This is a genomic window from Janthinobacterium sp. CG_23.4 (genome assembly GCF_029892305.1).
GTDB classification, from domain to species: domain Bacteria; phylum Pseudomonadota; class Gammaproteobacteria; order Burkholderiales; family Burkholderiaceae_D; genus Janthinobacterium; species Janthinobacterium lividum_D.
The window spans coordinates 2,048,940-2,061,972 of the sequence record NZ_JARXUX010000001.1 but is presented as its reverse complement, the minus strand read 5'-3'; the positions used below and the strand labels follow the sequence as shown (position 1 = coordinate 2,061,972).

The window sequence follows — 13,033 nt, the reverse complement described above, 5'->3', positions numbered from 1 at the left end:
CACTCACCTTCACCCCAATGATGAAAAAACGCTCGGCCTCGGCCGATAACATCTGTGCCGTCGCCGTCGTGCACTTTTCCGAACATGGCTACGATGCCTCGTCCCTCAGCGATATCGCCGAACAGGCGGGCATGCGCAAGGCATCGCTGTATTCCCACTTCGCCGGCAAGGACGCCCTGTTCCTCGACGTGTTTGCCGACGCGCTGGCCGAAGAGCAAGCCTTCATGCAAGCCTGTTTCGCCGACGAGGCAGCACTGGCGCTGCAAGTGTCCGATGGCCAGCGCGCCGGCGCCCTGTACTGCGAGCGCATGGCGCAGCGCTACGCGGACTCGGCCCATCTGCGCTTCTTGCTGCGCACGGCGTATCTGCCGCCGGCCAGCCTGCGCGTGGAAGTGGGCACCGGCTACGAAGCCTTGCTGGTGCAATTGCAGCAGTATTACGTGAAGAGCCTGGGCCGCATGGCGCCCGCCCTGACATCCCCGCGCCTCGACCTGTATGCGCAAGCCTACCTGGGCATCGTCGACAGCCTGCATGTGGAACTCATTTATGCGGGCGGTGCCGCGCTGCAGCAGCGCCATGCGGCGCTGTGGCAGATTCTGTCCGATTCGCTGGCGATGGCAGCGCAATCGGCATGATGCGCCATAGATTACTGCCACACGGCGAACCGACAAGCAGGTCTGACACAAGCCGCTATCGGCCCTTCGAAAGCGCAGCTAAATCACAGTCAAATCTGGTGCGGCTTGCCGCCGGATTTTTCGCATGCGAAGTTCCGCTTGCGCCCCATAGCCGCCGTACAAATGAAATGATAGCAGGCAAAGCTCAGTGCTTACGACGCCAGTCAAGATATTCAAACTCGCTGTCGTCCCTGTCCAATTCAACGCGGTAGTAGGAACGATTCGCCATCTCTTTGAATCCCCACGAACAGGTCCGCCAGCACTATTTGCATCAACATTTATTATTTGACATCTTATTTTCGTCTTCGCCCGCACCCACATTACACTTTGGAAACCTAAGATTTCTTCAGTTGACACTGTTGCAGCGCATCCATAAGATGCCCTCATTATTCATTTACGGAGTCCCACGTGGGTACTTGTTCTAGTGACAGTAGCCGATCTTGTATCGGTGATTGCCTCGGCAGCTAAACAGCAAGCAACGCGGAACTTCCTTTGCTCCGTGCCTTGCTGAGCAAGGTGCGGTGTCTCGCGGCCAGTCTGGCCGCGCGTCCCTCCCCCTCTTTCCGATCGCGACCGGCTACTGACCCGGATTGCCCGCCAGCACTATTGTGTCTTGGTGGCACGCAAGTCTTGCCTGCGGCTGCGCCGCCCGTCAACACCTCGTCGTGAAAGGAAGAGCCATGAACCTCTTCACCCGCTTATTCGAATCGTTCCTGCGCAAGCGCCATACTGCCGGCCATTTCCGCCGTCGCGCCATGCCGCTGGAAAACAGTACGGCGCGTCCCGTACCCGACCACCTGACCCGGCAGCTATTGACGGCCGCGCATGAAAACCTGGACAGCGCCCTCGACCGCCTGCACACGCGCATCGAAGGCTTGCGCGATGCCGAGGCGCAAGTCATCGGCGCACAAACGGGGCCAAATGAAGTCGAACATGAGAAGCCGCTAGCCTGGTTCCAGCACCTGTGGCTGTGCTACAAGAATCCGTTCAACCTGCTGCTGACCGTGCTGGCGGTTGTTTCTTACCTGACAGAAGACCCGAAGGCGACCATTGTCATCGGCACCATGGTGATGCTGTCGACCCTGCTGCGCTTCGTGCAGGAAGGCCGCTCGAACCGGGCTGCCGAGCGCCTGAAAGCCATGGTCAGCAATACCGCCACCGCGCTGCGCAATGGCCAGCAAATCGAACTGCCCATCCGCCAGCTGGTGCAGGGCGACATCATCGTGCTGTCGGCTGGCGACATGATCCCTGCCGATTGCCGTTTGCTTTCCGCAAAAGACCTGTTCGTCAGCCAGGCCGCCATGACGGGCGAATCGTTGCCCGTGGAAAAGATGGCAGAATTGGCCGATGCCCACGGCGACAACCCGATGGAGCTGGCCAATTTGCTATTCATGGGCACGAATGTGGTCTCGGGCGCCGCCACGGCGCTGGTGTTGTCCACCGGAAACCGCACGTATTTCGGCACCATTGCTACGCGCGTCACGGCCACCGAGCGCACGCCGACCGCGTTCGAGACGGGCGTCAACAGCGTCAGCTGGCTGCTGATCCGCTTTGCCCTCGTAATGGCGCCACTGGTGTTCCTGATCAATGGCTGGACCAAGGGCGACTGGATGGAAGCATTCCTCTTCGCACTGTCCGTAGCCGTGGGCCTGACGCCGGAAATGCTGCCCATGATCGTCACCAGCACCCTGGCCAAGGGCGCCGTGAAACTGTCGAAAAAGAAAGTCGTCGTGAAACGCCTGGATGCGATCCAGAACTTCGGCGCCATGGATGTGCTGTGTACGGACAAGACAGGCACCTTGACGCAAGACAAGATCGTGCTGGAACGCCATACGGACGTATTCGGCCAGCCCTCCGATGAAGTACTGCAATTCGCTTATCTGAACAGCCACTACCAGACGGGCCTCAAAAACCTGCTGGACCGGGCCGTGCTCGACCATGTGGAATTGCAAACGGAAATGCAGCTGGCGCGTGATTATGTGAAAGTCGATGAAATCCCCTTCGATTTCGTACGCCGCCGCATGTCGGTCGTCGTTTCCGAAAAGAATGATCACCATGAACTGATCTGCAAGGGCGCCGTCGAGGAAATGCTTGCCGCCTGCAGCCATTTGCGCCTCAATGGCGTAGACGTGCCACTCGACGCTGCCCTGCTGGCGAAAGTGCTGCACACCACGCACGGCTTGAACGCCGAAGGCTTGCGCGTGGTGGCCGTGGCCGTCAAGGAAGTGCCACCGCATAAAACCGTCTACGGCGTGGCCGATGAAACGGCGCTGACCCTGATCGGCTACGTCGCGTTTCTTGACCCGCCGAAGGAATCGACAGCGCCGGCCCTGCGCGCGCTGGCCGAGCATGGCGTGAGCGTGAAAGTGTTGACGGGCGACAACCACCTGGTGACGGTGAAGATTTGCCGCGAAGTGGGCCTGGCCGTGCATGGCGTGCTGCAAGGTCCGCAACTGGACGATATGGACGACGCTACGCTGGCCAAGGCAGCCGAAGACAATACCGTGTTTGCCAAGCTCAGCCCACTGCACAAGGAGCGCCTGGTGCGCGCCCTGCGCGGCAATGGCCATATCGTCGGCTTCATGGGCGATGGCATCAACGACGCGCCCGCCCTGCGCGCGGCCGACATCGGCATTTCCGTCGATTCGGCCGTCGATATCGCCAAGGAAGCGGCCGACATCATCCTGCTGGAAAAAAGCCTGATGGTACTGGAAGAAGGCGTGCTGGAAGGCCGGCGCACCTTCAGCAACATGCTCAAATACATCCGCATGACGGCCAGCTCGAACTTCGGCAATGTGTTTTCCGTGCTCGTAGCGAGCGCCTTCCTGCCGTTTTTGCCGATGCTGCCGCTGCACTTGCTGGTGCAAAACCTGCTGTACGACGTGTCGCAGATCGCCATTCCCTTCGATCATGTCGACGCCGAGCTGATCCAGAAACCACTGAGCTGGAATCCACGCGACATCGGCCGTTTCATGCTGTTCTTCGGTCCCATCAGCTCGATCTTCGACATCAGCACCTTTGTTTTAATGTGGCATGTATTCGGCGCCAATACGCCAGAACAGCAGACCCTGTTCCAGTCCGGCTGGTTCGTCGTGGGCTTGCTGACGCAAACCCTGATCGTGCACCTGATCCGCACACCCAAGCTGCCCTTCATCGACAGCATCGCTTCCGTGCCCCTGCTGGTGGCCACCACAGCCATCATGGCGGTGGGCGTGTTCTTGCCGATGGGGCCGCTGGCAAGCTACTTCAAACTGCAAGCCTTGCCGTTGGCCTACTTCCCCTGGCTGCTGGGCGTCCTGGTGTGCTACACGCTGCTGACGACACTCATGAAGCGCGTGTATGTGCGCAAATTCGGCTGGCAATAGTATGATGAGCCGCTCTTTCTCCTCACAAAGGCACGCATGAGCGGTTCTCCTCTTTCCAAGCGTCATCTCGCCCTGCTGCTGTCGGCGCTGGTGTTTCCCGGCAGCGGGCATTTCTTGTTAGGTCGCAAGGCACGCGGCTGCCTGTTCCTCGTGCCCGCCCTGATCGCCCTGGTGATCATATTGCGCCAGATCATGGCACGTTTGGACCAAGTTATGGCACAGATCGACAGTGGCGCCCTACCCCTCGACGTGCAGCTGATCGCAGCAAAAGTCGATGCGCTGTCGGCCAATGACGGCCCTGGCATGACGCTGGCCGTGAGCCTGCTGGCGGCTTGCTGGGTGGCTAGCCTGATCGACACCTTGCTCATCAAGCCATGACGACAGAAGCGCAGGCGCGCAAAGCGCGCAAGCAAGCAAAGATGCAAGCGCGGCGCGCGCAACTGGTGCTGCATCGCCAGGACCACGGCGGAGCGCTGGCCTGGCGCGGCTGGTTCGACGGTTCCGCCCATCCGAACCCGGGCAAGCTGGGCATAGGCGCTTTGCTGCTAGGGCCGCATGGCGAACGCATCGAAGTGAGTCAAGCGGCCGGTTACGGCAGCAGCAGCGACGCGGAATATGCAGCCCTGACGGCCCTATTGCAGGCGGCACTCGGCGTGCACCCGCCGCCGGTGCAACTGCTGCTGTACGGCGACAGCCAAGTGGTGATCAATGATGTGCTGGGAACGACGCCGCGGGGCGCCAAGGGGCTGGAACTACACAGGGCCAGCGTAGTGGCCCTGCTACAACAATTTACTGATGTCAGTTTGCACTGGCTGCCGCGCCACAGGAATGGCGAGGCGGACCGCTTGTCGCAACTGGCGATTGCCAGCTTCACCCCAGAGGCATCAGTACCGGGGCCGTCCCCTCAGGGTACGACCCCGGCCATTACGGGGTAAGCAACTTAAGCGGCGCGGCCGATCCGCAAGGCATCTTGCGGCGTTTTGGCCAGCGGGCGATGCATCCCCTTCAAGCCGCTGACACTGGCCTGCTGGCCATGCAATTTAAAGACGCTGACCACTTGCGCCAGATTGTGCGCCTGGTGCTGCATCGATTCGGCGGCCGCCGCCGATTCTTCCACCAGCGCCGCATTTTGTTGCGTTACGGCATCCATCTGGCCGATGGCGCGGTTGATTTCGTCGATGCCCACGCTTTGCTCGCTGCTGGCGGCCGTGATTTCCGTGATGATATCGCTCACGCGCTGCACGCTGTCGACGATATCGTTCATGGTCGAACCGGCTTGCGCCACCAGCATGCTACCCGCGTTGACTTGTTCCACCGACGCGCCGATCAACGTCTTGATCTCTTTTGCGGCACTCGCCGAACGCTGCGCCAGGTTGCGCACTTCGGACGCCACCACGGCAAAGCCACGGCCCTGTTCACCCGCGCGCGCCGCTTCCACGGCCGCATTCAAGGCCAGGATATTGGTCTGGAAGGCGATGCCATCGATGACGGAAATAATGTCGACGATCTTGTTCGACGAGGCATTGATCGATTCCATGGTCCCCACCACTTGCGCCACCACGGTGCCGCCCTTGACGGCCACCTGCGCCGCCGACGCCGCCAATTGATTCGCCTGGCGCGCATTGTCCGCATTCTGTTTCACGGTCGACGTCAGCTCTTCCATCGAAGACGCCGTTTCTTCCAGCGAACCGGCCTGCTGTTCCGTACGCGAAGACAGATCCTGGTTACCTGCAGCAATTTGCGTCGAGGACGTTGCGATGCTGTCCGTGCCGCTGCGCACTTCGCCCACGATGTTGAGCAAGCTGGTGTTCATGTCCTGCAACGCTTGTAACAATTGCCCGGTTTCATCCTTGGCGCTGACGTCGATCTGCGCCGTCAAGTCGCCATCGGCCACCTTGCGGGCGATTTCCACGGCCGTGCGCAGCGGGCGTACGATGCCCATCGTCAAGACCGCGGCGCACACGATGCCAAAGGCCAGCGCCAGCGTCGACAGCAATAACAGCAAGTTGCGGCTGGTGCTGGCGATGTCATCAATCTGCTGCGCGGTAGCGTCAATGCTGGCGCGCTGGTGCTCCAGCAAGCCGTAGACCATTTTCTGGTACTTCGCTGCGGCGGGCACGAAGGTTTTTTCGAACACTTCGTTGGCGGCCTCAGTCTGAGATTCCCCCTTGAGCTTATAGACCTGGTCGCGCGAGCTAATATAGACTTCGCGCAATTCGAGCAAGCTGGCGAACATGGCTTGCTCTTTCGGATCCTTGAGCAGCGCCGCGATTTTCTTTTGCAGAACAGCCGCGCTGGCGCTCGACACCTTCGACTCTTCAGCAAAATAGCCGCTCAGCGAGCTGTCGCTGCTACGGGCGATGGCGATCGTGCGCCGCACGGCGCTATCGATGCGCGTATACCAGTCAGAAATATAGCGTTCCTTGGCCAGCGGCTCTTCCATCATCGTACGCGTGGCGCCGGCCACGTCATTCAGGCGCCAGACACTGATGCCGGTGATGAGCATGGAAAACAGCAAAATGATGGAAAACCCCAATCCCAGACGCACCCCGATGCTGACGTTTCTTAACAAATTCATGTGAACTATCCTAATATTCTGAAGAGAGGCTCTGCAGCCAACCCAGGGACAGCATGGCGAACGCCACCACATTTGTCCCGCCAAATACACTGTTGCACGGCTCGCTTGCAGCGTGCGCGAGGAACATGCAGTAGCGTGCGCCCTACGGAAACGATATGCAATACTTAATGTCAGTAGTTCTTGAGCATATGCAGGGAAATTCTATGCACGCACCATTACGCAGCCAGTTTCTCGATCAAACCCATGTCGGCGCTGGACATCAACTGGTCAATATCGACCAGGATCAGCATGCGCTCGTCGAGCGTGCCCAGGCCAGTCACATAGTCGGTATTGATCGCGTGACCCATGTCTGGCGCCGGCTTGATCTGTTCCGGCAGCAAGGTCGTCACGTCGGATACGCGGTCCACGACCATGCCCACCACGCGGTTGCCGATATTGAGGATGATGACGACGGTGAACTGGTCATAGCCGGGCGTGCCCAGATTGAACTTGATGCGCATGTCGACGATCGGCACGATGATGCCGCGCAAGTTGAGCACGCCCTTGACGAACTCGGGCGCGTTGGCGACGCGGGTCGGCGTTTCATAGCTGCGGATTTCGCTCACTTTCTGGATGTCGATGCCATACTCTTCCCGCCCCAGGGTAAAGGCCAGGTATTCGGCAGCCTTGGCAACGGCTGCGCCAGCATCGTTGGACATGGTATTCATGATGATCCTTTCGTAATCCTTTCGTTAACGCGCCTGATGCGCAGGCCAGGGCACGCTGCACGTGCGCCTTGGACGTGACGCGCCATCCACACAGCAATGAACGACGTCAGTTATGCGTTTTTTGCAAATATTTTCTAGTAATTAGCTTATGCATTAAATTTCCGCGAGGCAATACTACCCCATGTAAATGTTACATGCACTAAAAAAGAGCGCTTGACGGGAAGATGCTTTCTCGAAATACCATTGATATGGCAAATGCGGCAGGCGTGGAGGCAAGGCCCATATACACACGCGGCGGCGTTGTATGCCACACTGCAGCCCCTGCTCTTACCACCGTTAAACCATGCATTCTTTGCTTTCCCAATGGCAACCACGGCTGCTGGCACTGGCCACGGCCGGCCTCGATGACGACCGCGCCCACGACATCAACCACCTGCAGCGCGTCTGGCGCAATGCCACTATCTTGCTGCGTGAGCATGCGCAGGCCGACGCCCTCACCGTGATGGCCGCCTGCTATTTGCACGATCTGGTCAACCTGCCGAAAAACCATCGCGAGCGCCACCTCGCTTCGCGCCAGGCGGCAGCGCTGGCTTGCCGCCAACTGGCCGAGCTCGATTTTCCGGCAGAAAAACTGGCCGGCGTGGCGCACGCCATCGAAACGCACAGCTTTTCCGCCAATCTGGTACCACACACCATCGAAGCGCAACTCGTGCAAGATGCCGACCGCATCGATGCGCTGGGGGCCGTAGGACTGGCACGCCTGTTCTATACGGCGGCGCGCATGGACAGCGCCCTCGCGCATGACAGCGATCCGCTGGCCGAACATCGCGCACTCGATGACCAGGCATACGCACTCGACCATATCGTCACCAAGCTCGACAAGCTGCCCGCCCAGATGCAAACGGCAGCGGGTCGCAAACTGGCCGCACAGCGCCTGGCAGTACTGACCGATTTCCGCGCCGCCTTTGCTGCGGAGTGGGCAATTGCACCCTAGCGTGGGTGGCGATAGCCAGCGGCGCGCATGCTCTCTATAATACAAGGCCCAGCTATCGCGCCGCGCCGCAGCAAAAAACCTGCAAAGCGCCGACGCAACGCCAACAACTGCCCCCCGCAGGCCGCATGGCGGCGCGGGGGGCACGCCGAAAGCATGCATGTCCGACACAAGCCGCCCCGACAACCATTCCCCGTCTGCTCCCACCGCGTCCGCGCGCGCGGGCAAGCTCAATTTCATCCTCGTCTGCGTCTTCATCGACATGTTGGGCATCGGCCTGGTGGTGCCCGTTCTGCCCATCCTGATCGGTGATTTTGTCAGCGGCAAGGATGAGCAAGCGTTCTGGTACGGCATCATGGCGGCCGTCTTCGGCTTGCTGCAGTTCATCTTCATGCCCATGCTGGGCGCCATCAGCGACCGCGTCGGACGCCGTCCCGTGCTGCTGTACTCGATGGCCGGCATGGGCATCAATTTTCTTGCCACGGGCTGGGCACCCAACCTGGCCTGCCTGTTCATCGGCCGCATCATCGGCGGCGTCTCGTCAGCGAGCATGTCTGTCGCGTCCGCTTATGCCTCTGACATTTCCACGCCGGACAACCGCGCCAAGAGCTTCGGCAAGATAGGCGCCGCCTTTGGCCTGGGCTTCATTTGCGGCCCCATGCTGGGCGGCCTGCTGGGCGAGATCAATCTGCACTTGCCGTTTTACGTGGCGGCGGGGCTATCGGCGGCCAATTTCATCTACGGCTATTTCTGCGTGCCCGAATCGCTGCAACCGGGTCCGCGCCCGCCCTTTACTTTGGCGCGCATCAATCCGTTCGCCGCCCTGATGAAACTGGTGCGCCGCACAGACATCCGCGGCCTGGTGCTCGCTTTCGGCTTGATGACGTTTGCGCAAATGATGCTTAACACCACCTGGGTGCTGTACACGCATTTCCGTTTCGACTGGACGCCGCGCCAGAACGGTATCGCCCTGTTCTGCGTGGGCCTGTGCGCGGCCGTGGTGCAGGCGGGCTTGCTGGGCATGTTGATCAAGCGTTTTGGCGAAGTACGTTTGTCGCTGCTGGGCATGACCTCGGGCGCCCTCACCTACCTGCTGTACGGCCTGGCCACGCAAGGCTGGATGATGTATGCGCTGATCTTGTGCAACCTGCTGGCCTTTGCCGCCGGCCCGGCCCTGCAAGGCATCATCTCGAAGGCGTCCGCCGCCAGCGAACAGGGCGAACTGATGGGATCGCTGCAATCGATCAGTAGCCTGGGCATCATCATCATGCCCTTGCTCGGCAGCATGATCCTCGGTGAAATAAGCCATTTGGCGCCGCAGGACTGGCGCATCGGCAGTACCTTCTTTCTGTGCGCCATCATGCAAACCCTGGGCGTCGTGGTAGCCTGGCGCTACTTCAAGGCACGCGGCCGGGCCAGTCTGAGGCTTTCCACCACAAAATAGCCCGCGAGATAATATGGTATTTTAGAAATAAATAGGCGAAAATAACATCATCATGCGGGCGTTGCCGACGTCGGCGATTCGATGGTGAGCGAGGATCGGTATGACTGACTTTTATTCCAGCGCTTGGCGCCAAAGCGTGACCCTGCTGGCGCTGGCGCTGCCCCTGCTCGCAGCTGCGCAATGCTCGCGCGACATACAGGTGCCCGTCTCGGCGGTCGGCGCCAGCGTGGTGGTCAATGGCGCCAGCATCGGCGGCATCTATCCCGACTTGCTGCGCAGCATGGGTGCCAAGCTCGGCTGCAATTTCATCTTCACCGCCGTGCCGCGCGCGCGCCTGGAGGCGATGTTCGAGACGGGCAAGGCCGACCTGCTGATCCCGGCCAGCCGCACACCGCGGCGCAACCAGCATGGCCTGTTCATCCCCATGCTGGGCAACCGCCCCATGCTGATCTCGTTGCAGGGCACGCGCGCGCCCGTCAACAACGTGCAGGAATTACTCGAGCGGCGCGAATTGCGCTTGGCACTGGTGCGCGGCTACGACTACGGCACGGCGTACCAGGCGCTGGCGAAAGAGCTCAATAGACAGGGGCGGCTATCCTACGAAGTCGACGTGCTCTCCGTGGCGCGCCTGATGCAAAGCGGCTTCATCGATGCCACCATCATGGCGCCCACCATCCTGGCCGGAGTGGCGCAAAACGAGGCACGCGTGTACGGCCTGGTCGACCGCTTACGCCTGGAAGGGCTGCCGGAATTACCATGGGGCATGAGCGGCATCTACCTGTCGCGCAAGTCGCTGACGGCGCAAGACCAGGCAACCCTGCGCGAATTGCTGGACAAGGCGGCCCGCTCAGGCATCCTGATGGAAAGCTTCCAGCGCCATCACAGCCAGGAAATATTAACGCTCAGCATACGTCCGCGCTAAGCACCCAGGCCTGCCGGGCCTGGGTATCGCCGTCGTTCTGTTTGCCGCCCTCTTGCATGCCGCCTAGCGCGCCTCAAGCGGCACTATCGGCAACTCGATCGCGCTGGCCGCACCTGCCGCGTGGTAGACGCGCTGCGTGGCCTTCTTGTAATCGCCTGGCTGGGCCAGGAAGATGTTCGGCACGAAGGTTTGCGGATTGCGGTCGTACAGAGGGAACCAGCTCGATTGCACTTGCACGGCGATGCGGTGGCCAGGCAGGAAGACGTGGTTGGCGTTCGGCAAGGCGAAGCGATAGCGTTCCACCTTGCCCGCTGGAATGGCCGTCGGATGTTCGAGGCTGTCCCGATAACGGCCGCGGAAGATATCCATCGCCACGCCCAAGTGATAGCCGCCCATGGCCGGCTGCGATGGCACTTCGTCCGGATACACATCGATCAATTTCACCACCCAGTCGGCATCCGTGCCGCTGGTGGCGGCAAACAGGTTCACCATCGGCGCGCCGGCGATGCGCACGGCCTGTCGCAACGGCTCGGAAACATAGCTGAGCACATCCGTACGGTCCGCATAGCCGCGCTGGTCGCTGACCAGCCATGGTTTCCACTGGTCGCCATCGCCAAGGCGCACGGGACGCGCGACAAACGGCACGGGTTTCGCCGGGTCGGCCACGTATTCATCGTAGGCGCCGACGACCGCATCCTGCGCCACGTGCGCTGGCGCAAAGCCCAGTTTGTAGCCATCGTGCAGGTAAATCGGTGTCAGCTTGGTCTCGCAACTCTCGCAAGCCAATGGCCACTGCTGCAGGCGCTGCCACTGATTCGTGCCGCTCTGGTATGACACCACGGGCGCCGTATTGGCGTCCGGCGCGCCATCGATCAGGTATTGATTGAGGAAGGGCTGCATGACTCTTTCGCGGAACTGACGCGCCGTATCGCCGTCAAACCGCAGGGCACCCAGGCTGGAACCGTCGTAGTTGACGCCGCTATGACGCCATGGACCAATGGCCAGGTAATTGCGCTTGTTGTGCTTGTCGCGCCCTTCCATCGCCGCGTAACTGGCGTAGGGCCCATAGATATCTTCCTGGTCCCACTGCCCCACCACATGCATGGTGGGTACAGTCAAAGGACGCTTGGCGAGGATCTTGTCGAGTGCCTGTTCCTGCCAGTAACTATCGTAAGCCGGGTGTTCGAACAGCTTTTTTGTGTAAGTCAGCTTGTCGATGCCGAATTTCTTCGCGTAATCGCTGGCCGAGCCGATGCGCAGGTAGGCGTCGTAATCGTCATAGACACCCAGCACGGGCGCCTCGCCGCCGCCGCGCACGCTTGTCTGCCATGCCAGGTAAGACAGGCTCGGCATGCGGAAGGCGCCGTTGTGGAACCAGTCATCGCCGCGCCAGCCGTCGACCATGGCGCTCATGGGTATGGCCACCTTCAGCGCCGGATGCGGATCGACCAGGGCCATCAACACCGTATGGCCCTCGTACGAGGAACCCAGCATGCCCACCTTGCCATTGCTCTCCGGAATATTCTTCGACAGCCAGTCGATGCTGTCCCACGCATCGGTGACGTTATCGACCTTGGTATGGTTCAGCGGGCCGCGCACAGGGCGCGTCATCACGTAGTCGCCTTCCGAGCCATGCTTGCCGCGCACGTCCTGGAACACGCGGATGTAGCCGTTTTCCACCAGGGTATCGTCGCCCTGCGGCAAGGTGGCCAGCATGCTGGCGCTGGTCGCGCGCTGGGCGCGGCGGGCCGCGTTGTACGGCGTGCGCGTCAGCATGATCGGCGCTCTCTTGGCATCTTTCGGCACGACGATTACCGTGTACAGCTTGACGCCGTCGCGCATGGGGATCATTACCACGCGCTTGACGTAATCGTTCAGGTCGGGCATCACCAGCTTGGCACCGATATCGGGCGTCATCGCTAGCGTTTGCGCCAAAACGGGTGCAACAAAGAGCGAACTGCACAGAAAACTGACAGCCAGGGCCAGGCCGGTGAGCCGGACGGGGGACGACACGCGCATATTGTTCTCCAATGGATTCTTCATTCAATTGCTGCCAGACAAAAATGGCCGAACGACAATAGTACCCGGAAAGCAAGTTCTGCAGAAGGCTAGCCTCTGACGCAGTGCAGCAGATATATCGGCACGCAACTTGACAGAATGCGTACGAACTGCAACCATAACGGCATGAAATTTATCCCTTCACAACACGCCTGCTTGAATTGGTGGTCCCGCTCACTTTCGCGCGGCCACTGCATAGTGATGTGAATTTGATCCACGCCGCCTCGATCGGTGGCGTAACAGGCTCCAGCCTGGATCATCCCCGATGCAGGCGGCTCGAAAGGAAACTTGATG

Annotated in this window: 10 protein-coding genes; 7 read left to right on the top strand and 3 right to left on the bottom strand. The window is 60.5% G+C overall.

Going from position 1 to position 13,033, the window contains the following annotated elements; translation table 11 throughout:
• The first annotated feature begins 17 nt into the window (after positions 1–17).
• From H4V96_RS09375 to H4V96_RS09360, 4 genes are all read left to right on the top strand, one after another.
• A complete protein-coding gene (locus tag H4V96_RS09375; RefSeq protein WP_196855433.1) occupies positions 18–635 on the top strand; it encodes a TetR/AcrR family transcriptional regulator in 618 nt (205 codons plus the stop codon).
• Positions 636–1,354: 719 nt separating this feature from the next.
• Positions 1,355–4,039: a magnesium-translocating P-type ATPase gene (mgtA, locus tag H4V96_RS09370; protein ID WP_196855434.1), complete on the top strand. Its 2,685-nt coding sequence runs from the start codon at positions 1,355–1,357 to the stop codon at positions 4,037–4,039.
• Between the two features lie 36 nt (positions 4,040–4,075).
• Positions 4,076–4,417 carry a DUF6677 family protein gene (locus H4V96_RS09365; RefSeq protein WP_010397585.1) on the top strand — a complete coding sequence of 114 codons (342 nt, stop codon included), beginning with the start codon at positions 4,076–4,078 and terminating at the stop codon, positions 4,415–4,417.
• Positions 4,414–4,974 carry a ribonuclease HI family protein gene (locus H4V96_RS09360; RefSeq protein ID WP_010397583.1) on the top strand — a complete coding sequence of 187 codons (561 nt, stop codon included), beginning with the start codon at positions 4,414–4,416 and terminating at the stop codon, positions 4,972–4,974. Before H4V96_RS09365 ends, H4V96_RS09360 begins: the two co-directional genes overlap by 4 nt.
• Before the next feature lie 5 nt (positions 4,975–4,979).
• Here H4V96_RS09360 and H4V96_RS09355 read toward each other — a convergent pair whose 3' ends face one another.
• Both H4V96_RS09355 and H4V96_RS09350 read right to left on the bottom strand, forming a co-directional pair.
• Positions 4,980–6,617, bottom strand: a complete 1,638-nt coding sequence (locus H4V96_RS09355) for a methyl-accepting chemotaxis protein (RefSeq protein WP_280720886.1) — start codon at positions 6,615–6,617, stop codon at positions 4,980–4,982.
• Positions 6,618–6,832: 215 nt separating this feature from the next.
• Positions 6,833–7,324, bottom strand: coding sequence for a chemotaxis protein CheW (locus H4V96_RS09350; RefSeq protein ID WP_196855435.1), 492 nt, complete (start codon positions 7,322–7,324; stop codon positions 6,833–6,835).
• Positions 7,325–7,667: 343 nt separating this feature from the next.
• On the opposite strand from H4V96_RS09350, the gene H4V96_RS09345 reads away from it, so the two are divergent.
• The 3 genes from H4V96_RS09345 (at position 7,668) to H4V96_RS09335 (ending at position 10,681) form a co-directional block, all read left to right on the top strand.
• On the top strand, positions 7,668–8,318 hold the full coding sequence (locus H4V96_RS09345) for an HD domain-containing protein (RefSeq protein WP_196855436.1): 651 nt from the start codon (positions 7,668–7,670) through the stop codon (positions 8,316–8,318).
• 157 nt (positions 8,319–8,475) lie between these two features.
• Complete coding sequence (locus tag H4V96_RS09340) at positions 8,476–9,759, top strand: TCR/Tet family MFS transporter (protein WP_196855437.1); 1,284 nt, start codon at positions 8,476–8,478, stop codon at positions 9,757–9,759.
• A 100-nt stretch (positions 9,760–9,859) separates the two neighbouring features.
• Positions 9,860–10,681, top strand: coding sequence for a transporter substrate-binding domain-containing protein (locus H4V96_RS09335; protein ID WP_196855438.1), 822 nt, complete (start codon positions 9,860–9,862; stop codon positions 10,679–10,681).
• Positions 10,682–10,744: 63 nt separating this feature from the next.
• Here the strand turns inward: H4V96_RS09335 and H4V96_RS09330 are convergent, their stop codons facing one another.
• Positions 10,745–12,724, bottom strand: coding sequence for a CocE/NonD family hydrolase (locus H4V96_RS09330; protein WP_280720885.1), 1,980 nt, complete (start codon positions 12,722–12,724; stop codon positions 10,745–10,747).
• Positions 12,725–13,033: the final 309 nt, after the last annotated feature.